This is a genomic window from Rhodococcus rhodochrous, assembly GCF_014854695.1.
Classification (GTDB): Bacteria; Actinomycetota; Actinomycetes; order Mycobacteriales; family Mycobacteriaceae; genus Rhodococcus.
Genome location: NZ_CP027560.1, coordinates 30,786 through 55,815, shown reverse-complemented (window position 1 = coordinate 55,815; position 25,030 = coordinate 30,786). Strand labels below are relative to the sequence as shown.

Below are 25,030 nucleotides of genomic sequence, written 5' to 3'. Positions count from 1 at the left end.
CGTGCCTTGATGGAAGTTGAAGCCACCCACATCACCGTCGGGGACACCTATCCCCGGCTGGTGTGCGAGCTGTATCCCGGGGTGTTCGTCGTCGACGGCTACACCGGCTGCTATTCGGTGCTGCGCTTCGCCGACCGGGTCGAGCCGCTCTCGCACGACGGGGACCGGGTGTTCCCGATCAAAGAGCGGTCCGCCGAGGACGCCGCGCAGATGTACGAGGACTTGATGCAGACCTACGCCGAGCGTCGCGAGTTGGCGATGATCTCCGACCCGGAGTACGCCGAGACGCTGGTGTGGCCGCCGAAGGGATGGAAGTCCCGCGTCGGCAAACGGTAGACGTTGCAGGTCGAAGGCCCGCTTCCCCGCTGGGGTGGCGGGCCTTCGGCGTTACTGAGGGTGCGTAGCTCAGTGGCAGAGCGCCGGTTTCATACGCCGGTCGTCGCAGGTTCGAGTCCTGCCGTCCCCACCGTCACCGCCGGTTTCTGACCGGTAGGTGATTCACCCGTACCTGGCGTACGGGCTCCTTCACCCGGCATCGACAGCCCGGCGCTGTCTGGTGTCTACCCCACAACCCACATGGCCGCCAGGCGCGGCAGAAGGGAACCCCCATGCCCAAGGACAGCACCGACGACAAGGTCACCGGCACTTCGACCGAGGTCCAGCCCGGCACCGGCACCGAGCCCGGCACCGGCACCGGCACCGAACCCCAGGTCCAGCCCGGTGCCCCGAGCGGCGAGGCCGACGACAATCAGCCCGTCACCCTCGCCGAGGCCCGCCGACTGCGCCGCGAGAACCAGAACCTCCGCAAGGAGAACAAGGACGCGATCGCCGAGGCCATCGCCGAAGCTGCCGCCGAGGCAGCGCGGCAGGCCCGCGAAGAGGCCCTGAACGAGTTCAAGGCCGAGTTCGGCAAGACCGTCAGTCAGGCATTCGGCATCAACCTCCCCCAGGAGGAAGAGCCGGACCCGGTTCAGCTCGTCGAGCAGGCCACCTCCAAGGCGAGCGAGGCCGAAAAACGAGCACAGGCCGCCGAGCAGCGCGCGCTCGAACGCGACCGTGAACTGGCGATCTTCCGCCTGGCCGGTGAGGCCGATCCGCGCGAACTTCTCGACTCGCGCTCGTTCCTGAACTCGATCCGCGACATCGACCCGAACGCGGCCGACGCGGACGAGCTGATCGGCGCGGCCATCGACCGTGCTGTCGAGGCAAATCCCCGCCTGCGCAAGGCCACTGCCGCGCCCCCGCGCAGCAGCGGTGACGGCGCCGGCGGCAACGGAGACCCGAACGCCGGAGGCCCCGAGGCCTCCGACATCGACGCGCTCCGCAAGCTCCGCTCCGAGCGGCGCAGCCGCAACCGCTGACCCCATCCGGGGTGAGTTCTGTTCTCCCCCAACCGTTTACAACTAAATAAGGAGCCCTCGTGCCCAACGCATTCCTCACCCCCGATGTCATCGCCCGCCAGGCACTGGCCACGCTGTACGAGACCACGGTGATGCTGCCGCTGGTCTACCGCGACATCTCCAACGATTTCCAGGCGGACACCGTCGGTGACACCATCAACATCCGCAAGCCCGCGACGTTCGAGGGCAAGGTCTTCAACCCGGCCACGGGTATCGATATCCAGACGGCGAACGAGGGCAGCATCCCGGTCGTGCTCGACACGATCGGCGACGTCTCGTTCGAGGTCACCAGCAAGGAGCTGACCCTCGACATCGCGGACTTCGACGAGCAGCTGCTCACCCCCGCCCTCGAAGGCCTCTCGCAGCTCATCGACCGCACCATCTTGTCGCTGCGCAACGACGTGACCCAGGAGGCCGGTCTGTCGACTCAGACCGGTTTCGAGTGGAAGCGCCCCGAGTCGCTGATCGAGGCCGGTCGCCTGCTCGACATCAAGAACGTCCCCGAGAGCCAGCGTCGCGCGGTCATCGGCCCCACCTTCAAGGCGCACTGGCTCAACTCGGACGTCGTCAAGTACGCCGACAAGTCCGGCAGCACCGAGGCGCTGCGTCGCGGCTCGGTCGGCAACGACCTGTTCGGCTTCGACGTCTACCGCACACAGAACGTCGGCCAGCCCGCCGCCACCCCGGCCGCCGGCCAGCCCACGACCGAGGTCGGCGTGGCGTTCCACCCGAACGCCTTCTGCTTCGCCTCCGCCGCCCTCGCGGTGCCCCCGGGCGCGAACGCGCAGGTCGTGTCCTACAAGGGCCTGTCGATCCGCATCGCCATGGACTACGACATCAAGTTCAAGAAGGCGATCGTCTCGCTCGACACCCTCTTCGGTGTCAAGACGATCGACCCGAACCGCGCGGTCCTGCTCAAGGGCGACGACGCAGCCTGATGCCCACCTTCCGTAACCGGAACAGCGGCCAGACCGTGACACTGCACGACGATCCGTCGTACCTGTCCGGTCTGGCCCGCTGGGAACGCATCGAGGAGGGGTCGAGCACCCCCGACGAGGCCAAGACCGCGGTCTCCGCCGCCACTGAGGCCGCGAAGGCCGCCCAGGCCGAGCTCGAGGCCGCCAATGACGAGGCTGCCGTCTCCCTGGTCGCTCTCACCGCGCAGCTCGAGATGCCCGCCGCCGACGCCGACCGCGACGAATGGGTCGCCTACGCCAAGGCCCAGGGCAAGACCGACGCCCAGCTCAAGGGCAAGAAGATCGACACGATCCGCGGCTGGTTCGTCGCCGACGAGTAACCGGAAAGGCAGGTCAGCGCATGGACATCCCCATCTACGCCGAACCCGCCGATCTGGTCCCGTGGCTCGGGAGCATTCCCGACGACGCGCACATGCAACTGCTGCAGGCGAGCCTGATCGTCAACAAGGAAACCCGGTTCGACCGGTACGAAGCGGACGCCAATCGGCTCCCTACCGCAGTGACAGTGCGCAACGCTTTCCGGGACGCGACCTGCCAGCAGGTCGCGTTCTGGAAGGCCGCGAAGATCAATCCGCTCGGCGGCAACCTCGGCCAGGCCCCGCAGGTGTCCTCCCAGTCCGTCGACGGCGGCTCGGTGTCCTACACCAACCTGCCCACCGCCGAGGACATCAAGAAGGCGACCGGTGAGCTGTGCGAGCCCGCTCGCACGATCCTCAAGCTCAACGGCCTCGGCTCCCGCACCCCGGGGCTGACATGAGCGAAGGCCTGCACTTTCCCGCCGGGTCGATGCTGTGGGTGTTCCGGGCGGTCGAGTTCGACCAGCACGGCGACCCGGTCCTGCCCGACCCGCTCCGGCCGAACGTCGACATCGTCGACGGGTACCTGCGCTCGCACCAGATCGGGCCCTGCGCAATCGGCAAGAGCTGGGCCGGACGCAACGTCGAGGACGGCGAACGCCGCACCAACCGCGTGTCGGTGACCAGCACCAACACCGACGACGACGTGCGTGGACGTGACCGGATCGAGCTGCCCAACGGCCGGATCGTCAACATCAGCGGCGACCCGATGGTGCCACGCAATCCGTTCACCGGCTGGACCCCCGGACTGCGCTTCACCCTCGAGGAAGTGGTCTGACCGTGGAGTACGACGCCGCGGGCAACGACCTCGACCGGCTGATGAGCGACGGCGAGGACCTACGCGAGGCGCTGCAGGGCAAAGCGACCCAGCTCGCGAACTACTGGACCGCGAACTCCCGCAAACGCACCGGCTTCAACTCGCGCTCGGTCGTGGCCTACACCGGCCACGACGAGGACGGAAACCTCGTGTCGGTCACCTACGCCTTCGGGCATTACGCCCGGTTCCGCGAGCACGGAACCCGCTACAACGCCGCCGAGCGCGTCATGCGCGACGGCGCCGAGATGTTGGAGGCGATGTGAGCTACGGCGACCTCGAATGGCCCGACGCCGAGCAGGTCATGTGCGATCTGCTCGCCGATCTGGGCCATACCTGCACCTCCGTGCCGGTCGGCGAGGACGGCAAGTTCGACCTGTCCAAGCTGCCGATCCTGCTGATCAACCGGGTCGGTGGCGGCAACGACGGGTTCAACGACCGCCCCGTGATCGACGTCGAGGTGTTCTCCCACACCCGCCGCGAGTCCATGCAGATCTCCGGCCAGGTGCGCAGGCGGGTGCTCAATTCGGCCGGCACCGCCCCCGGCGGGGTGCTGATCGACCACGCCCGCGAGGTCACCGGCATCAAACGGGTGCCCGACATCGACCCGCAGAACCGGGCGGTGCTCGCCTCCTACGGCCTGACCTTCCGGCCCCTCTGAACAGCCCCGCCACCGTCCCCCCAAACGGCTCTCCCACCAGGGAGGGCCGTTTTCCGTTTCCAAGGAGTGCCCATGGCGTCGATCGCCACCATCCAGGACTTCAAGGCCAACCTGGTTCGCAAGGCCACCCGCGGCGCGGTGCTCGTTGCACCGATGTCCGCGTCCATCCCGGTCTCGTTCACTACCGGCGCGGCCGCCGACCTCGTCGCCTTCACCGGCTTCGAGTCGGTGGGCCTGATCAGCAAGGACGCACCCCCGACGTTCACCCCCGAGACCCAGTCCAACGCGGTCGAGGCCTGGGGCGTGCTCGAGGAGGTCCGCGAGGACATCATCAAGCGGACGCTGTCGGTCGGCTTCACGCCGATCCAGTCGTCCAAGAAGGTCCTCGAGATGTACCACAACGTCGACCTGTCGGCGATCACCGCCGATCCGGTGACGAAGGAAGTGCAGTTCTCCGAGCCGACCGACCCGTCGACGACCTACTACCGCACGATCTTCCTCGCCGTGGACGGCAAGCCCGGCGAAGAAATCTACTTCGGCCGCGTCCTGCCGCGCGCCTCGATCGCCGAGGTCGCCGCCCAGGACTGGAACCCCGAGTCCGCCATCGCCTACCCGATGACGGTCAAGGCGAAGGTCGACGACGTCCTCGGCTACAGCTCGCGGCTGTTCTTCGGCGGCCCCGGCTGGGCCCAGCTCGTCGAAGAGGCCGGATTCACCATCGGCACCCCGTAAGGGCGCCACGGCCAGGTGCGCGCCGCTGATCCCCGCGCGGCGCGCACCCGGGCCGACCACTCCTTTCGCGGGGTGCCCCAGGAGAACCCGATGGCTTCCGAACTCACCTTTCCGCGTCCGCTCAAGCACGTGAGCACCGGCCGGATCGTCACCGCGCAGAGCGCGCGGGACTACCACAACCTGCGCGGCTCCGGCTACGCCGAGCTCCCCGCGCCCGCCGCCAAGGCGACCCCCGTCCGGGCCGAGACCAAGCCCGCCGACGACGCCAAGTCCGGCAAGTAACCCCCGATCCGTACGAACAGACCCCAGGGAGAGAACCCGTGTCGAAGAACAACCCGCTGATCAAGCCCACCATCGACGCCGAGGCCGAGAAGGTCGTCGACACCGAGGAGCTGGGCCATTTCGCGCAGCTCGAACGTGAGGCGATGGAGGGCTACGTGCCCGCCGAGCCGTACGTCCTCAAGGAGTTCGACCCGCCGATCGTCATCACCGAGCCCGTCGAGTCGGGCCGCATCGTGGCCATCGCCGAGCTGTACGCCTCCGGCGGCCGCCTGACCCCGCAGCGATTCCTGCCGGTGCTCAAGGCGATCTGCGGTGATGCCTTCGAGCGGGTGTGGACCGAGCTGCTGTGCAACAAGCACATGAACGTCGCACACCGCTTCATGCAGGACGTGCAGGCCCACTTCAACCCCAAGCCCGCCGCGGGCTCGAACGGGGCCGCTGATGTCCCGGGGGGATCCACGGTCTCGTAGCCCTGATCGACCGGTTCGGTTACGAGATCGAATACGACCTCCAAGAGCGACTGGGCGTCGATCTTCTCGACTACTTCCGTGGCCGCCGACCCTGGCCTCAGCTGATCCGGTTCGTCAATCGTCTCCCGCCCGAGTCGCACTATGCGGCGGCTCGGGCGATGGACGTCGAGCTGGCCAAGGCCAGACTCCCGGAAATCGGGTCCGAAGAGGACCAGGCCGAGCCGCTACCGCCGACACCGCTCGGTTACTCCCAGTCGGTCTACCTGCAGATGGCCACGCTCGAGGCGATCCGCAGCCTCGACGTCACTCTGCGCCGTGTCAACGGCAACAACACCCCTCCGCCGCGGCCTCTGCCGCGTCCGGTCACTGCACTGCAGCAACTCGAACGGGAACGGGACCAGGCCTACGTCAACAACATCCTTGCCCGATTGGGCGTGAAGGGGGGCTGAGGACCGATGTCCGACTCCTACAACGCCGGTTCTGCTCGGCTCACCATCTCGCCGCACTGGGGCACGTTCTTCCAGCAAGTCGAGGCCCGCCTCGAGGCGTTCAACAAGCCGCTGCAGATCCCGATCGAACCGGAGAACATCCACCGGTTCCGGTCCCGGCTCGAAACGCAGATGCGCACCATGCGTCTGCCCCCGATCAAAATCGAGGCCCAGCTCGACACTGATCTGCTGCGCTCGCAGCTGACCACCCAGATCGAAAGCCTCGATCGCACCATCAAGCTCGGCACCCGGCTCGACACCAGCGCCGCGACCGCCCAGCTGACCGCCTTCCGGCAGCTCGCCGACCGGCCCCTGGAGATCAAACTCGATCTCGACCTCGGGGGCGCGGCCGGTGACCTCGCCTCCCTGAACTCGCTGCTGGGCACCTCGGACAAGACGATCACCGCCACGGTCGACGTCGACACCACCGTCGCCGAGGCCACGCTCGACGAGTTCGTCCGCGATCGCACGATCGACATGGACCTGAGCCTGGACACCACCGACGCGGTCGTCCAGCTCGCCTCGCTGCGCCAGTTCGCCGGCCGAACCCTCGACATGCGACTGAACCTCGACGTCGGGGGTGCGGCCGGGGAGCTGTCCTCGCTCAACGGGCTGCTCGGCATGGCCGAACGCACCATCGACGTCAAACTGCGGGTCGACACCTCCCAGGCCATGGCCGAGGTGCAGATGTTCCGCATGTGGGCCGAGCATCCGATCCGGGTCAATTTCAACCTCGACACCGGTGCGGCGATGGCCTCGCTGGCGGCGATGCAGGCCATGCTCGCCATGATCGCGGCGCAGATCGCGGCCATGCCCAGCTTCCCGAACATCAACCCCCTGAACCTGCTCATCGGCCTGTTCGGGCAGTTCGGGTCGGTGATCGGGCTGGCCAAGACCGCCCTGATGGGGCTGGCCGCGGTCTCGCTCGTGCCCCTGATCGGGCAGGTGGTCCAGGCTGCCGGGGTCATCTCTCTGCTCCCGGCGATGGCTACCGCCGCAGCGACGACGATCGGCACCATCGCCATCGGCATGTCCGGGGTGACCGACGCCTTCACCAAGGGCGCGGAGGCCGCGAAGAACGCCGAGAAGGAGCAGAAGGCCACCGCCGAGGCGGTCGAGAACGCGCAGCAGTCCGTTGCCGACGCCTACGAGAACGCCTCACGCACCGCCGAGCAGGGCGCCGAGTCGATCGAGCAGGCCGAGAAGAACGTCCAGAACGCGCAGAAGGCGTCGAAGCAGGCCCAGGAGGATCTGACCCGGGCCCGTGAGGACGCCGTCGAGCGGATCGAAGACCTCAACCTCGCGCTCAAGGGCTCCGCGATCGACGAGGAATCGGCGATGCTCGCCGTCGACCGGGCCCGCCGCCGACTGCAGCGCAACGACTTCAAGGGCCCGGACGCCGATCTGGACCGGCGCGCGGCCAAGATCGACTACGACCAGGCCGTCCAGCGGCTCGCCGAGGTGCGCGAACGCAACGGTGATCTGCGCAAGGAAACCGAGGAGGCCAACCGGCTCGGGGTCGAAGGCTCGGAGCAGGTCGTCGCCGCCAAGGACCGGATCGTCGAGGCCGACGAGCGAGTCATCGAGGCCGAGAAGAACCTCGACCGCACCCACCGGGACGTCGCCCGCGCCAACGAGCAGGCCGCCCGCCAGATCGCCGACGCCTACGACGCGCTGGCCAAGGCCCAGTCCGAGACGGCGTCGTCACTCGACGAGTACCAGCAGGCTCTCGAGAACCTGTCGCCGAACGCCCGCCAGTTCGTGGAGATGACCCGCGAACTCGGGGACGAGTGGAAGACCCTGCGCCTGGCGGTGCAGGACTCGCTGTTCGAGAATCTCGGGCCGCAGCTGCAGAGCCTCGCGCAGACCTACCTGCCGATGATGACGACCAGCCTCACGGGGCTGGCCGACGTGCTCAACACCAAGCTGCAGTCGGCGATGGAATGGCTGATGCTGCCCGAGCAGCAGGCCGGGATCACCACGATCTTCGACAACGTCACCACCGCCCTCGGTCCCCTGCTCGACGGCTTCGGCAACATCGCCAAGGCCATGTACGACCTGACCCTGGTCGGCTCCGATTTCCTGCCCGGAATCACCGCGGAGTTCGAGGAAGGGACCGGCAACTTCGCCGACACCATCCACCGGATGGCCACCACCATCAACGAGACGACGGGCCAGTCGCAGCTGCACGACTTCATGCAGAACGCGATCGACACCTTCGTCCAGCTGTGGAACATCGTCAGGAACATCTCGTCGATGGCCATGAGCCTGTTCGACGGCAGCGACGACGTCGGCGACTCCTGGCTCGACAGCATCGAGAAGGCCACCGACCACTGGGCCGAGGTGTTCGGCTCACCCGAGGGCCAGGCCCAGATCAAGGCGTTCTTCTCCGACGTCAAGACCATCGTCGAGGCGATCGTCAAGAGCATCGAGATCGCCGCCGACCTCGCCAAACCGTTCCTACCCGATCCGCAGCCCGCGCCGGCCACCGAAACGGTGGACGTGCCGATCATCGACGAGAACGGCAACCCCGTCCTCGACGAGAACGGCAAGCCGGTCACCGCCAAGCGCGAGCAGGTCAAGGTCAACGACGACGGCACGTTCGAGCAGACCGAGCCGAGCCCGTCCGGGTGGGAGACGGCGCTCGGGCCGATCACCGGTGACATGCCGAAGACCGACGATCCGTTCCAGCTGCCGCCGACGATCAACACCCCGCAGGGCGATGCGCGCGGCACGCTGCGCAAGCGTGAGGGCACCGCGGTCTACGACGGTGAGGACGGCCGGATCTACAACCGGCACGGCGAATTGCTCGACCATTCGAGCTGGGGCACTCCCGTGGTGGAGGGCTCGTTGCAGGACCGCATCGCCGACGTCTTCGTCGGTTCCGGGAACCATCCCGGGCGCGGTGCGGACAACAACAAGCAGGACCTCACCGGCGTCGACGACTTCGAGGGCGGCGGCTGGCTCGGCTCCTGGAAGCGGGCATGGGGTTCGGGCTTCGGCTTCAACCGCGATGCCTGGAACTGGCAGGAGGAGAACCGGCGGCGTCTCGAGGACGGTCGGCCGCTGATCAACAGGGACGGCACCGAACGTCCCGGCACGGCCAACCTCAAGTACCCCGAACGCAACGTCATCGCGCAGGAGCTGACCGACGAGCAGTTCAACGCGCTGTCCCCGGCCGAGCAGACCGCGTATCTCGAGGCCCGTGGTGCCGGTGGCCGGGGCCGCTCGCGTGGCGGCGCCGGGATGCTCGGACCCGGCGAGATTCCGGGCGATCCGGGACTGTTCTCCGGCGGTCCGGGGCCGGTCTCCGGCGGCCTGGAAGGGCAGCTGGAAAGCCAGCTCAACACCGGCACGAACCTCGAGCACAACGGCCTGAGCTGGGACGGGCTGGTCCAGACGTGGGACACGACGCTGTTCCCCGCTCTCGACACCGCCAAGGACAAGGTCGTCGAACTCGGAGGCGCGTTCACCGATTACATCGGCGACAAGGCCTCCACCGCGTGGACCGGGCTGCGCGACGGGGTCGTCTCGGGCTGGAACGAGCACATCATGCCCGCCTGGAACACCCTGCGCACCGAAGGACTGGGCGGCCTGGCCGACGACTTCCTCGCCAAGATCACCAACGGCGCGGTCACCTCCTGGGGTGAGCTGCCGTCGAAGATCGGCGAAGGCGTCGGGAGGATCGTCGAGGAGCAGTTCCCCGGATTGTCGTCCGGGCTCGACACCCTCCACGAGAAGTTCGGCACCATTGTCGGCAAGATCGGCGAGGTCTGGGAAGGCCTCAAGGACAAGCTCGGCTCCGTCGTCGACTGGGTGATCGACACCGTCTACAACAACGGGATCGTCTCGTTCTGGAACGCGATCGCCAGCAAGATCGGGCTCGAGACGCTCGAACCCATCGCCGGGATCGGCTCTTCCGCCGCCAAGGGCAGCGGTGGCCGCAAGGTCAAGGCGTACGCCGACGGTGGTGTCCACGGCGTGATGTCCGGCTACAGCCCGGGCATCGACGACCGGTTCATCGCGGTCGGTGGTGGCGAGGCGATCATGCGTCCCGAGTGGACGCGGGCGGTCGGCCCCGACTATGTGGACGCCGCGAACCAGGCGGCCCGCTCCGGTGGCGTCGACGGGGTGCGCAAGTTCCTCGGTGCGTACGCCGACGGTGGCATCGTCATGGACGGCGTGCAGATCACCACGGTGGTCCAGCAGTCGATGTGGGACAAGATCCGCGAAGCATTCCCGGATGTCTTCCTGACCTCGGCGACCCGCACCCAGGACGTCGGCTCCGGCTTCGACTTCCACATGGGCGGAAAGGCCATCGACCTCGACGGCCCGAACAAGCAGGGATACGCGGACTGGATCGCGACAGCCTTCCCGGACTCGCTCGAACTGTTCTGGGATCCGGGGCCGAACATCGACGAGGGACGCCCGACCAGTGCGATCGGAGGCCACTCCGATCACGTGCACTGGGCAATGGACGCCCCGGTCGGTGACGTCGATCCTTCGCTGCTCGACAAGCTCGGATCGGTGATCTCGGGGGCGGCACGGTCGGCGCGCAACCTGCTGGGTAGCGCCGTGGCGTCGCTGTTCGAGAGGCCGATGCGGGCACTGGGCAACACCATCCCGGACCCGTTCCCCGGGGTCGGTGAGTTCGGCCGGATCCCGCGGGCAGCGTTCGACACGCTGCTCGACAAGTCGCTCGAGATGATGCGGGGCCGTGCCAGTGAACGCGACGCCGCGTCGGCGGGAACGTTCGAGGTCGGCGCCGGAGCGGAGCAGTGGCGCTCGGTGGTGCTCGAGGCGCTCGAACGCACCGGGCACGATCCGTCGGATGCCGACATCGTGCTCAAGCAGATCGAGATCGAGTCCTCCGGCGACCCTCGGGCGATCAACCTGTGGGACTCGAACGCGCAGGCCGGCACGCCGTCGAAGGGTCTGATCCAGACGATCGACCCGACGTTCCAGGCGCACCGGGACCCCGCGTTGCCGGACGACCCGTACGACCCGCTCGCCAACATCGTCGCCGGTATCCGGTATGCGGACGCCGAATACGGCCACATCCGCAATATCTGGCCGAAGACGATGGGGTACGACGCCGGTGGTGTGCTGCCGGACGACGCGATGGCACTGAACACCACTGGCCAGCCCGAGTACGTGCTGACCAGCGATGAGTGGAAGCTGATCGAGGAGTTCGTCGCGCTGATCGGGCGACCGGACTTCATCTCGAAGCTGGCCGGATCGTTCCTGGGTCCGAAGGAGCCGGGGTTGTTCGCGCCGCAGGACCTCGCGGGGGCGTACGAGTTCCCGCAGGACTCCGGTACTCGGTACGAATCCCCGGTGCTCACCGGCGGATCCGGCGCAGCCGGGGCTGCTGGCGCGAGCAGCGTCGACGGCATCCGGCAGTTCCAGCACCAGCCGGATGGGACGACGTCCGAGGAGGACATGCTCGCGAATATGGCTCCCGAGGCTCGGGAGACCTTCGAGCAGTACGGCCAGGGTGCCGGTTCCGAGGAGTCCGAGTTCGAGAAGGGCCTGCGCGAGATCACCGGCATCACCTTCGACAAGCGGCCGCAGGAAGAGCGCATGGCCGAGTGGTCGAAGACCTACGGCGAGCGGTGGGCGAGCTGGGGTCGTGAGTCGCTGGCCGAGGTCATCGACGAGTCGCTGTCTCCCTTTGGGCTGCAGGGCATCTCGATCGGAACGATGGTCACCCAGGACGTCCCCGAGGCGATGACCCGTCTCACGCGGTTGGCCGAGTTGGCTTCCCGTGGATACATGAGACCGATGGGGAGGTGAAATGTTAACTCCCGGAACGTTTTTCGTGTATCGAGATTGGACCGGTTACAACTGGCGGCTCGCGGGCTGGGGGGCCGGGACCGAAGGCGTACGCCTCTCGCCCGGCCCCAAGGGCCTGCTCGGCGCTCCCCGCGAGCTGATCTTCACCGAGGGGGCCCGCCAGGAAGGGGCGACCTACACCGGCAACACGGTCGGCAAACGCACCGTCGACTTCGAGGTCGACGTGCACGCCGACAGCGTCCACCAGTTCCGCCGCATCAACGAACGGTGGCTGCGCGCCCACCGCGCCGACAAGCCCGGACACCTGCTGTCCTGGTCACCGGGCGGCCCGTGGCTGGCGCTGCGGGTCCGGCGCGGCGACGTGCCGATGCCGAAGTGGAACAAGGACCCCACGCTGCTGCGCTCCCAGCAGTACGCGATGCAGTGGGTCGCCGAACGGCCCTTCTTCGAGGCGCCGGTCGAAGACGCCCTGTGGACCGACAAGGGTGGGGCCAGCACGGGCAAGTTGATCCTGCCCAACCGTGGCGACGTCGAAGCGTGGCCCCGGTTCGTCATCACCGGCCCCGGCACCCCGCTGATCCAGGACGGGCCCGGCGGCCCGATGATGCCGCTGCCGAAGCTCGAGCGCGGCGAAATCTGGCGCATCGACACCTACAACCGCAAGCCGACCATCGTGTCGAACCTGCGGACCAACCCGTGGGCGTACATGCGCGGCCGCCGCTTCCGCAATCCCATCCCTGCCGGTGAGACGGCCTCACTGGCCGTCTCCATGACCGGCGGCGACCGAACCAACAGCATCCTCGCGGTCCTGACCCCGCGTTACGACTGGTTCCGGTAGCCGCTCTTTCACGTACGGAACGACCCCCGCCTCTCTCCCTGGGCGGGGGTCGTTCCGTATTTCCAGCAAGGAGCACCCCTCGTGCAGACCACCGCACTCCCCCAAACCGAAGCGTGGATGCGCGCCGCCGCGGCCTACATGGACGACCTCGTCGCCGCCGACGAGCGCACCGTCGAAGAACCCGTCTTCGACATCCGCGTCTGGGACCTGAACTACGACCTGCAGGGATTCTGCGGCGACTACATCACCGCCACCATCGAGTTCGCCCGCAACCGCGTCGGCACCGGCGAGATCGTCCTGCCGGGCGATTCGGAGTTCGGGCCGCTGATGATGCGGTGCAAGGACGAAGTCGTCCCGATCACCGTCGACTACAACGATCGCCGCTGGTCCGGGCGGGTCGACACCTGCCAGCGCATCTGGGACACCAACGGGCTGCGCTACGTCGCCACCCTCGTCGACGAATGGGCGTGGATCCAGTCGATCCTGTGCTGGCCCTCGCCGTTCGCGCCCCTGCAGGCCCAGATACCGAAGTCGATGATCACGGTCGGCCCGGCGATCACCTGCATCAAGAGCTACCTGGTGGCGAACCTGCTCCGCCTGCAGATCCCCCTGTGGTCGATCCTGAACAACATCTCGATCGGCGGGCTCGTCTCGAGCATCGGCGCCGGGTTCACCCCTGGCTATTACGCCGGCACCGACCCGGAGAAGCCGAACAACCCCGTCCAGTGGAACGACCCGCTGATCAACCGCGCCCAGTGGCCGGTCGCGGTCAAGCCCGCCAATCCCCTGACCGACACCAGCAAGTGGACGGCGATGACCGCCCGCATGGTCGACGCGGAGACCTTGTTCCAGGACGTCCTCAAGGACGAGGGCCTGATGCTCACCGCGAAGCTGTTCATCCCGGGCGAGGACGAGCCGATCGAAGGTCTCGATCTGACCCGCCCGACCATCGTCCTCGACGTGGTCGACCTGTCCGGCTACGTCGGCGAGACCGGCACCGCGGCCGACGGGCTCAAGCGCAGCATCGTCGAGTTCGGGCAGAACGGCACCAAAATCATCCGCCCGTACAACGGACCGGACTCCGATGCCTACAGAAAGCCCGGGTTCTTCGGCCAGCACTACAAAGAGCCGTGGGTGACCTTCTGGGAAGGCCAGCACTCCGGCATCCGAAAATCCGTGGTCACCGCCCACCACCCGATCGCCAAGTACGTCATCGTCGGCGGCCGAAGTCCGGGCTGGCTGAACAAGGGCATCAACCTGCTGATCGAGTCGGCGCTCTCGGCGATCCTCGCGTTCGTCGGCCTGTCCGGTATCGCCCCGACCATCCTCAACGGGATATTGGACGACGTTTTCCTGGCATTCGACCGCTATTACGACGCGCAGCGGGTCCAGAAACTCGGACCGTACGGATTCTACGAGTATTACGCCCCCGGCGGGGCCGTCGCATATTCCCTGTCCGGCATTATCAACGGCCTTTCCGGCATCCACGACACACGTGGTTACGAAAGCTACGAATTCGAGATCGACGACCGGGCACCGTACCAATTCGGGCTGCATATGGACATCGGCCAGCCCATCGCTGTCGAGTCCGGCGGACTGCTCTACCTGCAGTATCTCGAAGCTGCGCGGGTGACCGACTCCCGCACCGAGCGGGTCGACACGAAATTGTCGATCGGTGATCCGTCCGCCGAAGAAGACCCCACCGCACGCATGGCCCGGAAACTCAAGCGAATCGGTGCGCTCGTCAACGCGGTATTCCTCAATCAGTAGGGCGGAATGGCCATTTGTTGGTTTTCCGCTTATTGCAGGGAGGGCAAATGGGGCGAAGGTTGGCGAGCATTTCCGGTCCGCCTTTCGAGACCGGCTTCACGTGGTCGACCTCGACGCCCACGGACCGGCAGACCCAGCACAGACCCCCGTAGTAGTCGAGGCGCTGGCGAAGCTGCTCGAGGGTGTACGGGATGTGCGGGTTCGCCGCCTTCCACGCACGCCGACGGGCGTTGCCGCGGGTGTAGCGCAGCTTCTCCCGTTCGGGATTGGCTGCGCGCCACCGGCGGGCGTTCTCGGCGTGGCGTTCCCGGTTGTTCTCGTAGTAGGCCATGGTCCGGGCGCGGATGACGTCGCGGTTCTCGCGGTACTTCTCCTTGTACCGAGCGAGGAGCTGGGTGCGGTTCTTGCGGTAGTAGGCGCTCCGGTACGCCGCAAGCTGCTCGCGTTTCTCCTGGCCGTACCGCTTCTGGTACTCGCGCACCGTCTCGCGGTTGCGGTCCACGGACGCCTTCGCGGTGGAGATTGCGCAGGGCTTGCATCTGTTCTGCCTGCCGTCCTTCGACTTGGACCTCCGGTGGAAGTCGGTCAAAGGCTTCACCTCGCCGCACATCCGGCAGGACTTCTCAGGGATCAGCTCAGCGTCGAGACACGTAACATCGGGCATTGTCGGACCTCTCATCCAGGTTCGGCCATGCCCCCGGACGGTTGCACCCGTCGCGGGGGTCCTCTCGTTTCGAGACCCCTGCATTCTACCAAATCCACTCTCTTGCAGGAGGTTTCGACTGATGCCGCCCCGTTTTACCCCGCAATTCGACGAGGACACCGAAGCCGAACTCGAACAGGCCACTCGCGATATTGCCGTGGTCATCTCGCATCTGGGTTTCTACACCAAGGACGACCAGCGCATCGAGCTGGACATGCCGGTGCCGCTGCCGGTGGCTCGGCACTGGGCCGAACGCGGAATGCGGATGCACCCGGACAAGGCGGTGATCAAACCGGCCAAGTCCGAGCAAGGCGAGGACATCTGGGTGCCGGTCACCGACGAGGACCCGAACACGCAGATCACCGACCTCGGCGACGTCGATCCCGACCAGCTCGCCGAACTCAAGGGCCTGGTCGACGTGCTGCAACAGCGCATCGCTCAGGCCGAGGCCCTGCTCAACTCCGAAGGAGGTGCGCAGTGACCATCCTGCGCGCGAACGTCGACTACGCCTGGAACATCGTCCGGGCCCGCGACCGCAAACCGTACGGCTACGGCGGCACCTGGTCGAAAACCGACGTCAACCGCACCACCGACTGCTCCGGCATCGTCACGCACGTCCTCGACGCGCTGCTCAACGGCCCGAACATGAAGTGGTCGCGGCACGGCCTGTCCACCGAGGCCTACCGGTATGTCGGCGGCGCCGGGGCGATCGGCCCGTTCGGCACGATCCGCTGCACCTCGCCCGACCAGGTGCCGGCCGACGCGGTGCTCAAGATCGGGCTGATGCACGGCCCCGGCGGCGGGGCGAACAGTCACATGTCCTGCACCCTCGAGGGCGTCGCGATCGAGTCGCGCGGCATGGCCTTCGGCGAGGGCGGGCAGATCGTCGGCCGCACCGCCCGGCACTGGAACAACGCACTGTTCCACGACTGGTTCTACCTGCCCGGCAAGGTCGTCGGCGAGGTCGATCCGAACGTCTTCCCGATGCCTGCCGACTACTTCTACGGCTGGTACGAGGGCCCCGAGCAGTCGATCTCCGGTCGCGCCGGGGAGCCGAAGTCCTGGATCGACGGGCTGGCCCGGATGCAGGAACGCCTCGGGGTGCCGGTCAGCCGCGTCTACGACGCCGCCACACACAACGCCGTCAAACAGGTCCAGGCCGCCACCCCCGGCCTGCTGCCGGACGGATTCATCGGCCCCCGTACCTGGGCCGCAATCCTCGAGAAGGGAACCGAGGTGGCTTTCACCGACGAGGACCGCCGGATGCTGCGCGAGGTCCACCGCGAACTCACCCAGCGTCACCCGTCGCGGTCGAAGTACCGCGACAGCGGCGACAAGCCCATCGACACCATGGCCGGTTTCGCGATCAACGCCGATGCGCGCGCCCACGAGGCGCTGACCGAGGTCCGCAACCTCGCCAAACGCTTCGAGCTGGCCACCGCCAAGCCCAAGCCCACTGCGCAGGTCTCCGAATGACCCACCGACTGGAAGGCCCCACCATGACCGTTCTCGACAAGATCCGCGACGCCATCTCCCCCGATCTGCGCGGCTACCTGCACGGCATCACCCCGGTGCTGATGACCGCGCTGGTGGCCTTCGGTGCCACCACCGACACCGTCGCCGCGCTGATCGCCGGTGCCGCGATCGCCTGCATCGACCTGCTGTTCGCCCTGATCCACTCCACCAACGCCTGGCGCAGCGCCCTCTACGGCTTCGGCGCGGCCATGCAGCCGATCGGCATCGCGATCGGCTGGGGCACCGACACCCAGTGGGTCGCGGCGCTGGCGGTCGCATCGGCGCTGCTCGGCAGCGGTATCGCTGCGGGCAAGACCCCCGCTTTCAAGGTCTGATCGCCGTGCTGCAGTGGCTCACCCCCGAGGTGATCCAGCAGCTCGGCGTCGCGGTGGCCGCCATCATCGGGGCGGCCACCGCGTGGCAGGCCAAGATCGTCTCTCGCCTGCGTTCGGAGGTCTCAGAGCTGCGCGGCGAGGTGAGCACGCTCAAGGCCGAAGCCGAGAAGGAACGCGGTCGCTTCCGTGACGCGATCCGTCTGATCCGCGGCCTGCTCCGACACATCGACGAGCTGGTCCTGGCGCTGCGCGAGCACGCCCCTCACCACCAGCCTCCTCCGGTTCCCCCCACCCCGACTTCCCTCGAGGAGGAGATTTGACCACCGTCAACACCCTCGGCCAGTTCCTCGGCTACGACGTCGTCGGCACCTTCCGGCCCACGGTCAAATTCGTTCGTATCCCCACCGAGAACGACGGCGTGCCGGTCGAACAGGCCTTCTTCGTCATGTCCCCCACCGAAGGCGCCATGGCGATCCCCTCCGGCCCGCCCGGCGATCCCGGCCCCAAGGGTGATCCGGCGATGCCCTGGCAGCTGCAGAACGACACCTACCCCGACGCGGCGAGCCTGCAGGAGATGTACCAGCACCTCGGCGACGCCGACGAAGGCAAGGCCTGGTTCGTCGGCGACGGCGAGGCCCGCGCGCTGTACCGGTGGAACGGCTACGACTGGGAGGTCTACGAAGACCTCGTCATCCGTGGCCCGGTCGGTCCGCCGGTGACCATCACCGGCGGCACCGTGACCATCCTCGATCACGACGCCGAAGCGGTCTTCCAGGTCAACGGCGACCAGGCAACCGGTGAGGTGTCCATCCACATCGGTATCCCGCAGCCGCGCGGCGAGAAGGGCGACCCGGGCGATACGACCATCAACCTGTCGTCCTACTCCGAGCTTCCGGTCGATGGCGACATGCTCACCGCCGACCCGTCCAGCGGCAAGCTCAAGCCCCTGCGCGTGCAGCGCATCCGTGGCCCCTACACGCTGAACCCGAACGCCTTCGGCGAGGTCAACGTGCCGGCCAACGACGGCACGCTCCGCGGCCAGGTCGCCTCGCTGACGATCCCGCCGCAGGACTACCCGCACCGGCTGATGATCCAGGGCAACGTGCAGTGCACCTCGGGCGCAGCGACCCGCGTGTCGATCGAAGGCCGCCTGGGCGATCCGGTCACCGGCACGCTCGTCGCCTACGGCGAGGGCCGCCTCGGCATGGTGCGCGATGCGGTGCGCTTCGAGACCACCTTCGAGCAGTCCATCGACGCCGACAACACCGGCGACACGCACGCGGTGATCCCGGCGAACGCCACCGAACAGCAGCGGACGGTCTACCTGTCCGCCGTGAAGGTCGAAGGCATGAACCAGCCGTGGTCGGCGCGCGCCGACCGCGCGCAGCTCGTCGTGTGGGTGGTGCCGGTATGAGCAACCCCACCCACAACCTCGACCAGCTCCGCGATCGCCCCCTGATGGGATTCGGCCAGCACCTCTCGGGGCTGCCTCGGGATACGAAGGCCGACCGCATCGCGCAGCTCAAGCAGACGATCTTCGACGCCGGTCGGGAACTCGAACAGCTCCTCGCTGAGGAGGGCTGACGATGATCGCCGACCGCATCTTGGACGGCTTCGGCAAGTTCATCACCACCGCGAACTTCGAGGACACCCTCGGCGCCGAAGTCGACGCTCGCATGGAACGGGCGCTGGCGCCGTTCGGCGAGATGATCGCCGAGCTCGAGAAGCGCAGCGGCTATGTCGACCTCGAGAACGCCGAGATCGTCACCCTGATCGCCGATCAGCGCTGGGAAAAGCCCGTCGGATTCAACCGGTTCCACGTCATCTGCATTGGCGCCGGTGCCGGTGGCGCGACCGGCCACTTCGATGCCCTGTGGGGCGCGCACTACGGCCGCGGCGGTGGTGGTGGCGGTGGCTGCGACGAGAAGACGTTCACCGACCTCGAGATGCCCGACTTCGTCGACTGCACCATCGGTGTCGGCGGTGCCGGCGCCGTCAACGGCGGCAACGGCTCACGCCTCGGCGCCTCCGGCACCCAAAGCGCCTTCGGTGACCTGCTCGTCGGCGGTGGCGGCAAGGGGGACGGCACCGGCGGATCCGGCAACTCCCCCGGCGGCAGCGGTGGCGGCCCGGGACGAGCCGGTAGCCCCGGAACACAGGGCAACGTCGGCGGGTCCGCCGGTGGCGGTGGCGGTGGGCAGAACGCTTTCTCGAACAAGGCATCGAACAAGGCCGGTGAGGGTGGCCGCTCGGGCACCCTGCCCGGCGGTCCGGCGGGCGCCTGGGTGACGTCGAACTCGTCGGCGGCACGCCCCGCTCCCGGTCGCGATGCCGGAGAAGGCCAGTTCTACGGCGGTTCCGGTGGCGGTGGCGGTGGCGGTCGCGGTCCCGGTGGTCATGGCGGTATGCCCGGCGGCGGCGGCGGTGCCGGTGGTATCGACGGCACCGGCGGCAAGGGCGCTGACGGCTGCATTCACATCATCTGCTTCTACGAATAAGGAGGTGCCGTGACGGCGCCCAATCTCGGCTCGACCCGTTTCGGGAAGGTCATCTTCCGCGTGGTCGCGGGCATCGCAGACGGTCCCGATGCCAACGTTCTCCCCGACGCCCTGCCGGTGACCGGCTTCGGTGTCCTGACCCCGCGCATTGAACGCATCATCGACCATGGCGACGGAACGAGCCCCGCCCAGCTGGTGTTGCCGCGCCCGGTGCGGGTGTCGATGGTCAACGGCAATCTCACCTATCGGGGTGACCCGTGGGTGTGGCTGATCGCCTCCGAACCCGGCGTGTGGCGCTGGCACGCCCAGTTCACCTACAAGGTCGGCACGGAAACCCTCACCGACGAGTTCTCGTTCGATCTGCCCGACGGCGACCCCGAGGATCCCGACTACGAGCCGACGAACCTGGCGACGGCGCGGGTGCTCACCGATCCGTCGACGGGTGTGCCGACCGTCGTCGGTCCTCCCGGCCGCTCGGTCGTCGATGTGCAGCTGCTGCCCAACGGTCTGCTGTTCGTCATGTCCCGCGAAGGCGACATCGAGGTCGAGATTCCCTCGCTCGGCGATCTCGCCCAGGCGGCGGTCGACGCAGCAGCGTCGGCGACGGCGGCGGCGAACTCGGCGCAGGAGTCGTCGTCGGCTGCGTCGGCGGCAGCATCGTCGGCGGCCGGCGCGGCCGCGTCGGCGACGACCGCAGCGACCATGGCCGCCGATGCGGCGGATGCGGCGACGACCGCGACGACGAAGGCGAGCGAGGCCGCCGCAGCGGCGTCGACGGCCGACACCCGCGCGACGGCAGCGTCGAACTCGGCGACCGCCGCAGCGGGCTCCGCGTCGACGGCGTCGACGAAGGCCGCAGAGGCGGCGGACTCGGCAGCGGCCGCTGCAGGCTCGGCGTCGACGGCGGCGACGGCAGCGTCGACGGCGACGACGAAAGCCAGCGACGCGGCGTCGTCGGCCTCCTCAGCTGCAGGTTCGGCGTCGACGGCGTCGACGAAGGCCGACGAAGCAGCAGCGTCGGCGGCGACAGCCGACGCTCGGGCGACGACCGCGTCGACTGCTGCATCGACGGCGACGACGAAGGCCGACGAGGCGTCGACGGCCGCGTCGACGGCCACGACGAAGGCTGCAGACGCCGCCTCGGCCGCGACGACCGCCACGACGAAGGCGGGCGACGCGGCGGCAGCGGCGACGGCAGCCGAGGGCGCGTCGACCGCCGCTGCAGGCTCCGCGTCGGCGGCCGCGACCCGCGCCGGAGAGGCAGCGTCGTCGGCGACCACCGCAGCCGGGTCGGCGACGACGGCGACGACGAAGGCGTCGGAGGCAGCCGCGTCGGCGGCAGCGGCGGCGCAGTCGGCGATCGACGCGGCGTCGGTGGTCACCGACGGCATCCCCAATGCGTCGCCGACGGTCAAGGGCGGCATCAAGCTCGCCGGGGATCTCGGCGGCACCTCCGATGCCCCCACTGTGCCGGATCTGGCGAACCGCGCCGAGCTCTCGCGCGGCGCGATTTGGAACGCCTTCCTGCACATGTCGTCGGAGTCGAGCCGGGCCGTGACGATTCCGTACTTCATGAACGACATCGCCTACAACAACCTGCGTGGTGGCGCGACCAGGCTGTACGCGGACGGGGTTCTGTCGGCGACGAGCCTGGACATCTGCTTCGAGCCGACCTCCACGGCCCGCAGCCTGCCGATCACCACCACCGAGTACGTCGTCGAGATCGACACCTACAAGGTCTTCACCTACGGCACCAAGGTCGGTGTCGCGATGATGGAGTCCTGGCGGTCGAGGTATCTCAAGATCGAGGCCCGCAACGCGGTGACCGGCCAATGGTTCGTGTGCTGGGAAACCGCCAACAACGTCCAGGGCGACATGCTCGTGCCGGTCCCGGGCAACTCCAACCAGGGCATCAACGGCTTGCGGTACACCTTCCGGGACTTCGCGGGTAGTTCGTTCCGCATCGGTCAGCTCATGCTGATCAACTACGCCTCGGAGATGGGGTCGGGCCCGTTCCTTCCCCGCGGCGGTGGCCAGATTTACGGGCCCATCAGCTCCCCGGCGCCGACCGCCGCCGCTCACCTGGCCCACAAGGACTATGTGGACACCAAGGTCGCGGAGATCGTCGGGTCCGCCCCGGACACGCTCGACACGCTCAACGAGCTGGCAACCGCGCTCGGCAACGATCCGAACTTCGCCACCACCGTCTCCACGCAGATCGGCGGCAAGGCCGACAAGGTGCACTCGCACACGATCGGGGAGGTCACCGGTCTGCAGACCGCCCTGGATGACAAGTCTGGGCTCTCCCACACGCACACGCTCGATCAGGTCGCCGATCTGCAAACCGCGCTCGATGCAGCCCCTCGGAAGGCTCTGGGGGATGTGGTGGCGGTGTACGAGACCGGGGACTTCACCACCCTCGACTTCTCGGTGCCCGGCAACTACAGGGTGCGCACGGGGACCGGCTACGTCACCGGTGGCCCGTCGACCTCGGCGCTGTGGTGGAACGTGTTCGTGGTCAACTCCCCCACTGCGGGGCAGGCGGCGACGACCCTGTTCTTCGCTACGACGACCTCCACGGCGTCGATCTACGGGCGGGTCAAGTACAACACCACCTGGGGCGGCTGGGTCACCCTCAACGCGCCGTATTCGGCGATGTCCCTGGCTGAAGGCATCTCCGGGACCGGCACGTCTTCGCGGGCGATGCGCCCGGACTACCTCAAGCAGATCATCAACCACTGGATCACCGGCGATCAGAACGCGGTGACCTCGGAGATCGGCAAGGCCCTGGCGCTCGCCGCCGATCCTGCCGCCGCACGGGAGGTGATCGAGGCGGCCGAGGCGTCGCACACGCACACCGCGGTGAACATCTCGGACTCCTCACCGATCGGCCGGAGCGTGCTGACCGCCGCCACTGAGGCCGAAGCGCGTACGGCGATCGGCGCGGTCACCGTCGAACTGGTCTCCTCGCTGCCCGCAACGGGCGTCGAGGGTGTCCTCTACGTGACGGAGGGCTGATGCTGCAGTTCGGATCCACCAAGGTCGGCCGTATGCAGCTGGGGTCCGTTCCCCTCGGCAACGGATGGATCTGGGACGACGGCCGGTGGAAACAGGTGTTCTCGTCCCGGCGTGACTACCGGGACGACTTCAACCGCACCGCACTCGGGGCATTGTGGTTCGATCGCCTGTGGACAGGCACGGCTCCGGCGACGATCGCCGCTAACGCGGTGCGCGCCGGCACTCCGACGGCAACGTCCGGCATCAATGCGCAGTGCCAGCACTCGCTCATCTATACCGAGCCGGTCGCGACGAACGACATGGCAGTAGAGGCCGTCGTGGTCACCACCCCCGCGTCGGGTTACTACGTGGGTGTCGTGGCGCGTAGCGATCTGGCGGCAGACAATTTTGTCGTCTTGAACGCGGCGGGAACTGCGGCGACTGCGGGCATCTATTCGGTCGTGAACGGCGCCTTCACGCGCCAGGTTGCCGTGCCGACAAACGCGTATGTCGCGGGCGACACGATGATCCTGGAGGCTGTCGGCAACGAGTACACGGCGAAACGTCGCCGTGCGGGTGTCGAGTCCGTTGTCGCCTCATGGACGGACACCGCCGGTGTTACGAAAGTTGGCCCGGACTATCGGCATGGTGGCGTCTATCTCGTGTCGGTGCGGAACTTCCTTGGCACGACCTATGGGCCGAGCCTGGACAACTTCGCCGTCTACGACAAGTACGTCGCACCGATGGTCCTGCGCGCATCGGACGGTTTCGACGGCGATGGTCCGCTCGACTCCAACTGGATCACCACCGGTGGCGGCACGCTCGTTCGGGCAAACGGCCGCCTCGACGGGACCAACACCCCGTCGGTGCCGCTGTCGTATGCGTGGTGGCACGAGCCGATGCCGCACGACACGCAGCAGGTCGAGGGCGTTGTCCGGTGGGACGGGCGCGACCCAGAACACTCGGCGTGCGGACTCGTCGTCCGGGCTGATCCGTTCCAGGATCCGGTCACCAATCCGGGCGCGCAGTTCGGTGTCCAGTTCTCGTGGACGAAGTCGATCATGGCGCTGTACTACGAGGACTACGACGCCCCCAACGGGTTCGTCCCGGTGACCGGTGTCGCGCAGTACGTCAACACCACCAAGTTCCCAGAGGGCGCGGTCGTCACGCTGCGCGCCGAAGGCAACCTCTACACCGCTCGGGTCAACGGCGCGGTCGTGCTGCAGGGCACGGTCGCCGATTCGGTGATCCCGTTCTCGCGGCGGTGGGTGGGCGCGACGATCCAGAACGACGAGCTCGTCTCCGGTGGCGGTGGCCCTCCCGGACGTATCGACGACTTCAAGGCGTTCACGCCCTGATCCTCGGCCGGACAAATGGTGCGGGCCGGTACTTCCCACCGGCCCGCGTCCACTAGCGTAACGAAAGTCGCCCCCGTCTGCGTCCCCCGCCGCAGACGGGGGCGGCTTTTCGCGTGTCCGGGGTCAGGCCGCGACCGTCAGACGCGGCGGAATGCCTGCCGCGTCGCGCCACCGCCGGATCGTGCCCTCACTGCGATTGACACCCTGAGCGATCTCCACATAGTTCATCGTGCCCAGGCGCATCTGCTCGAGCGCCCACTCCCGAGCACCCTCCGGGTCGTCATCGGCGTCGATCACCACACCCACCGGCCCCTGCTCGACCTCGGACACCTCGCCGACCTGCGGATCGACGACGGGCAGCTGCACGGTCATGTCCTCGGACACCGGGCGCTGGACACCCTGGGCATCGAGCCATTCATCCGGGATACGCAGGTCGTTGTCGGTGACCAACGGGGCAGACTCGGCGACCGGCTCGGGCTCGCGCATCGGCGGCTGCGGCATCGGCGCGGCCTGCTGCGGCCGGTTCTCGTGAGCGAGCACCACGGTCAGATGGATCGCGGCGAGGGTGACCAACGGCGGGATGACCGCGATGCCCACACCGATCGGATTCTCGGTGATCAGCCAGGCATGGATACCGTTACCGGCGACCGAGAGCAGGGTGCCGACGATCAGCAGCATCCACGAGTACCAGCGCCAACCGCGCAGCATCACGGCCGCGACCGTCGCGACGATCACCAGCCCGTCGATGCCGATGGGCAGCGTCCACGCCTGATCGGCGGGCACCTCGAACATCATCGCCAGGTCGGACAAGGCGGTGAACGACCGCAGGAACGACGCGGCGGCCACGGCGAGAGCGGCCCCGGCGGCGAGTTTCACCGGCATCGGGTAGCGCGGCTTCGGCGGTGTCTGCGGGTCACGGTGGTTGCGACGCATGTGGGTGTCCTGACTGTGTGGGTGTCGGGCAGGTCCGGTCGGCTGTTCGGTCAGCCTCGCGGACAGGGCAAAGCGTAGATGATCATGCCCGGTCAAGTCCGCATGAC

The 25,030-nt window shown here is 67.8% G+C and carries 26 protein-coding genes and 1 tRNA gene; 25 read left to right on the top strand and 2 right to left on the bottom strand.

The genetic code is table 11. The features are described 5' to 3' along the window. Positions 1-9: 9 nt before the first annotated feature. The 16 genes from C6Y44_RS27820 to C6Y44_RS27745 all read left to right on the top strand — a co-directional run bounded on the left by C6Y44_RS27820 (position 10) and on the right by C6Y44_RS27745 (position 14,584). Positions 10-336 carry a hypothetical protein gene (locus tag C6Y44_RS27820; RefSeq protein WP_192379260.1) on the top strand — a complete coding sequence of 109 codons (327 nt, stop codon included), beginning with the start codon at positions 10-12 and terminating at the stop codon, positions 334-336. A 58-nt stretch (positions 337-394) separates the two neighbouring features. Further along, positions 395-466, top strand: a tRNA-Met gene (locus C6Y44_RS27815). Between the two features lie 142 nt (positions 467-608). Further along, positions 609-1,361 carry a hypothetical protein gene (locus tag C6Y44_RS27810; protein ID WP_192379258.1) on the top strand — a complete coding sequence of 251 codons (753 nt, stop codon included), beginning with the start codon at positions 609-611 and terminating at the stop codon, positions 1,359-1,361. A gap of 59 nt (positions 1,362-1,420) precedes the next feature. Then, positions 1,421-2,338, top strand: a complete 918-nt coding sequence (locus tag C6Y44_RS27805) for a P22 phage major capsid protein family protein (RefSeq protein ID WP_192379257.1) — start codon at positions 1,421-1,423, stop codon at positions 2,336-2,338. Further along, positions 2,338-2,697, top strand: coding sequence for a hypothetical protein (locus C6Y44_RS27800; protein WP_192379255.1), 360 nt, complete (start codon positions 2,338-2,340; stop codon positions 2,695-2,697). The genes C6Y44_RS27805 and C6Y44_RS27800 overlap by 1 nt, the downstream gene beginning before the upstream one ends. 20 nt (positions 2,698-2,717) lie before the next feature. Continuing rightward, a complete protein-coding gene (locus C6Y44_RS27795; protein WP_192379253.1) occupies positions 2,718-3,134 on the top strand; it encodes a head-tail connector protein in 417 nt (138 codons plus the stop codon). Further along, entirely contained in the window at positions 3,131-3,511 is a 381-nt protein-coding gene (locus C6Y44_RS27790; protein WP_192379251.1) for a hypothetical protein, read from the top strand. The genes C6Y44_RS27795 and C6Y44_RS27790 overlap by 4 nt, the downstream gene beginning before the upstream one ends. Positions 3,512-3,513: 2 nt before the next feature. Beyond that, on the top strand, positions 3,514-3,813 hold the full coding sequence (locus C6Y44_RS27785) for a hypothetical protein (RefSeq protein ID WP_192379249.1): 300 nt from the start codon (positions 3,514-3,516) through the stop codon (positions 3,811-3,813). After that, positions 3,810-4,208, top strand: coding sequence for a phage tail termination protein (locus C6Y44_RS27780; RefSeq protein ID WP_192379248.1), 399 nt, complete (start codon positions 3,810-3,812; stop codon positions 4,206-4,208). The genes C6Y44_RS27785 and C6Y44_RS27780 overlap by 4 nt, the downstream gene beginning before the upstream one ends. A 72-nt stretch (positions 4,209-4,280) precedes the next feature. After that, the gene (locus C6Y44_RS27775; protein ID WP_192379246.1) at positions 4,281-4,940 is read left to right on the top strand and encodes a phage tail tube protein; all 660 of its coding nucleotides are present in this window, start codon (positions 4,281-4,283) and stop codon (positions 4,938-4,940) included. A gap of 90 nt (positions 4,941-5,030) precedes the next feature. Beyond that, the gene (locus tag C6Y44_RS27770; protein WP_192379244.1) at positions 5,031-5,222 is read left to right on the top strand and encodes a hypothetical protein; all 192 of its coding nucleotides are present in this window, start codon (positions 5,031-5,033) and stop codon (positions 5,220-5,222) included. A gap of 38 nt (positions 5,223-5,260) precedes the next feature. Continuing rightward, entirely contained in the window at positions 5,261-5,692 is a 432-nt protein-coding gene (locus C6Y44_RS27765; protein WP_192379242.1) for a hypothetical protein, read from the top strand. Between the two features lie 158 nt (positions 5,693-5,850). After that, a complete protein-coding gene (locus tag C6Y44_RS27760; protein WP_192379240.1) occupies positions 5,851-6,141 on the top strand; it encodes a hypothetical protein in 291 nt (96 codons plus the stop codon). Positions 6,142-6,147: 6 nt separating this feature from the next. Next, positions 6,148-11,976: a transglycosylase SLT domain-containing protein gene (locus C6Y44_RS27755; protein WP_192379239.1), complete on the top strand. Its 5,829-nt coding sequence runs from the start codon at positions 6,148-6,150 to the stop codon at positions 11,974-11,976. A gap of 25 nt (positions 11,977-12,001) precedes the next feature. Continuing rightward, positions 12,002-12,814 (top strand): phage tail family protein, encoded by an 813-nt coding sequence (locus C6Y44_RS27750; RefSeq protein ID WP_192379237.1) that lies wholly within the window; start codon positions 12,002-12,004, stop codon positions 12,812-12,814. 81 nt (positions 12,815-12,895) lie between these two features. Beyond that, complete coding sequence (locus C6Y44_RS27745) at positions 12,896-14,584, top strand: Gp37-like protein (RefSeq protein ID WP_192379540.1); 1,689 nt, start codon at positions 12,896-12,898, stop codon at positions 14,582-14,584. On the opposite strand, the gene C6Y44_RS27740 is transcribed toward C6Y44_RS27745, so the two are convergent. Then, a complete protein-coding gene (locus tag C6Y44_RS27740; RefSeq protein ID WP_192379537.1) occupies positions 14,574-15,173 on the bottom strand; it encodes an HNH endonuclease signature motif containing protein in 600 nt (199 codons plus the stop codon). The two genes, C6Y44_RS27745 and C6Y44_RS27740, sit on opposite strands and share 11 nt — an antisense overlap. A 196-nt stretch (positions 15,174-15,369) precedes the next feature. On the opposite strand from C6Y44_RS27740, the gene C6Y44_RS27735 reads away from it, so the two are divergent. Genes C6Y44_RS27735 through C6Y44_RS27695 form a run of 9 tightly spaced genes read left to right on the top strand, consistent with a single transcriptional unit; the run spans position 15,370 to position 23,990 of the window. Beyond that, positions 15,370-15,768 carry a hypothetical protein gene (locus C6Y44_RS27735; protein WP_192379529.1) on the top strand — a complete coding sequence of 133 codons (399 nt, stop codon included), beginning with the start codon at positions 15,370-15,372 and terminating at the stop codon, positions 15,766-15,768. Then, entirely contained in the window at positions 15,765-16,763 is a 999-nt protein-coding gene (locus tag C6Y44_RS27730; RefSeq protein ID WP_192379527.1) for a peptidoglycan-binding domain-containing protein, read from the top strand. Before C6Y44_RS27735 ends, C6Y44_RS27730 begins: the two co-directional genes overlap by 4 nt. After that, the gene (locus tag C6Y44_RS27725; RefSeq protein WP_192379524.1) at positions 16,760-17,137 is read left to right on the top strand and encodes a phage holin; all 378 of its coding nucleotides are present in this window, start codon (positions 16,760-16,762) and stop codon (positions 17,135-17,137) included. Before C6Y44_RS27730 ends, C6Y44_RS27725 begins: the two co-directional genes overlap by 4 nt. A 5-nt stretch (positions 17,138-17,142) precedes the next feature. After that, positions 17,143-17,457: a hypothetical protein gene (locus C6Y44_RS27720; protein WP_192379522.1), complete on the top strand. Its 315-nt coding sequence runs from the start codon at positions 17,143-17,145 to the stop codon at positions 17,455-17,457. After that, a complete protein-coding gene (locus C6Y44_RS27715; protein WP_192379519.1) occupies positions 17,454-18,551 on the top strand; it encodes a hypothetical protein in 1,098 nt (365 codons plus the stop codon). The genes C6Y44_RS27720 and C6Y44_RS27715 overlap by 4 nt, the downstream gene beginning before the upstream one ends. After that, entirely contained in the window at positions 18,548-18,721 is a 174-nt protein-coding gene (locus C6Y44_RS27710) for a hypothetical protein (RefSeq protein ID WP_192379516.1), read from the top strand. The genes C6Y44_RS27715 and C6Y44_RS27710 overlap by 4 nt, the downstream gene beginning before the upstream one ends. A gap of 2 nt (positions 18,722-18,723) precedes the next feature. Continuing rightward, positions 18,724-19,635 (top strand): glycine-rich domain-containing protein, encoded by a 912-nt coding sequence (locus C6Y44_RS27705; protein ID WP_192379513.1) that lies wholly within the window; start codon positions 18,724-18,726, stop codon positions 19,633-19,635. Positions 19,636-19,644: 9 nt separating this feature from the next. After that, entirely contained in the window at positions 19,645-22,653 is a 3,009-nt protein-coding gene (locus tag C6Y44_RS27700; protein WP_192379512.1) for a hypothetical protein, read from the top strand. Then, on the top strand, positions 22,653-23,990 hold the full coding sequence (locus C6Y44_RS27695; RefSeq protein WP_192379509.1) for a hypothetical protein: 1,338 nt from the start codon (positions 22,653-22,655) through the stop codon (positions 23,988-23,990). Before C6Y44_RS27700 ends, C6Y44_RS27695 begins: the two co-directional genes overlap by 1 nt. A 123-nt stretch (positions 23,991-24,113) precedes the next feature. Here the strand turns inward: C6Y44_RS27695 and C6Y44_RS27690 are convergent, their stop codons facing one another. Further along, positions 24,114-24,923, bottom strand: a complete 810-nt coding sequence (locus C6Y44_RS27690) for a DUF2637 domain-containing protein (RefSeq protein ID WP_192379507.1) — start codon at positions 24,921-24,923, stop codon at positions 24,114-24,116. Positions 24,924-25,030 lie beyond the last annotated feature (107 nt).

Bases quoted from the DNA above. Each gene is read 5' to 3' on its own strand.
- C6Y44_RS27800 (WP_192379255.1), top strand. From the start codon at position 2,338: ATGCCCACCTTCCGTAACCGGAACAGCGGCCAGACCGTGACACTGCAC.
- C6Y44_RS27810 (WP_192379258.1), top strand. From the start codon at position 609: ATGCCCAAGGACAGCACCGACGACAAGGTCACCGGCACTTCGACCGAG.
- C6Y44_RS27725 (WP_192379524.1), top strand. From the start codon at position 16,760: ATGACCCACCGACTGGAAGGCCCCACCATGACCGTTCTCGACAAGATC.
- C6Y44_RS27690 (WP_192379507.1), bottom strand. From the start codon at position 24,923: ATGCGTCGCAACCACCGTGACCCGCAGACACCGCCGAAGCCGCGCTAC.
- C6Y44_RS27735 (WP_192379529.1), top strand. From the start codon at position 15,370: ATGCCGCCCCGTTTTACCCCGCAATTCGACGAGGACACCGAAGCCGAA.
- C6Y44_RS27770 (WP_192379244.1), top strand. From the start codon at position 5,031: ATGGCTTCCGAACTCACCTTTCCGCGTCCGCTCAAGCACGTGAGCACC.
- C6Y44_RS27790 (WP_192379251.1), top strand. From the start codon at position 3,131: ATGAGCGAAGGCCTGCACTTTCCCGCCGGGTCGATGCTGTGGGTGTTC.
- C6Y44_RS27820 (WP_192379260.1), top strand. From the start codon at position 10: ATGGAAGTTGAAGCCACCCACATCACCGTCGGGGACACCTATCCCCGG.
- C6Y44_RS27760 (WP_192379240.1), top strand. From the start codon at position 5,851: ATGGACGTCGAGCTGGCCAAGGCCAGACTCCCGGAAATCGGGTCCGAA.
- C6Y44_RS27695 (WP_192379509.1), top strand. From the start codon at position 22,653: ATGCTGCAGTTCGGATCCACCAAGGTCGGCCGTATGCAGCTGGGGTCC.
- C6Y44_RS27775 (WP_192379246.1), top strand. From the start codon at position 4,281: ATGGCGTCGATCGCCACCATCCAGGACTTCAAGGCCAACCTGGTTCGC.
- C6Y44_RS27705 (WP_192379513.1), top strand. From the start codon at position 18,724: ATGATCGCCGACCGCATCTTGGACGGCTTCGGCAAGTTCATCACCACC.
- C6Y44_RS27795 (WP_192379253.1), top strand. From the start codon at position 2,718: ATGGACATCCCCATCTACGCCGAACCCGCCGATCTGGTCCCGTGGCTC.
- C6Y44_RS27710 (WP_192379516.1), top strand. From the start codon at position 18,548: ATGAGCAACCCCACCCACAACCTCGACCAGCTCCGCGATCGCCCCCTG.
- C6Y44_RS27755 (WP_192379239.1), top strand. From the start codon at position 6,148: ATGTCCGACTCCTACAACGCCGGTTCTGCTCGGCTCACCATCTCGCCG.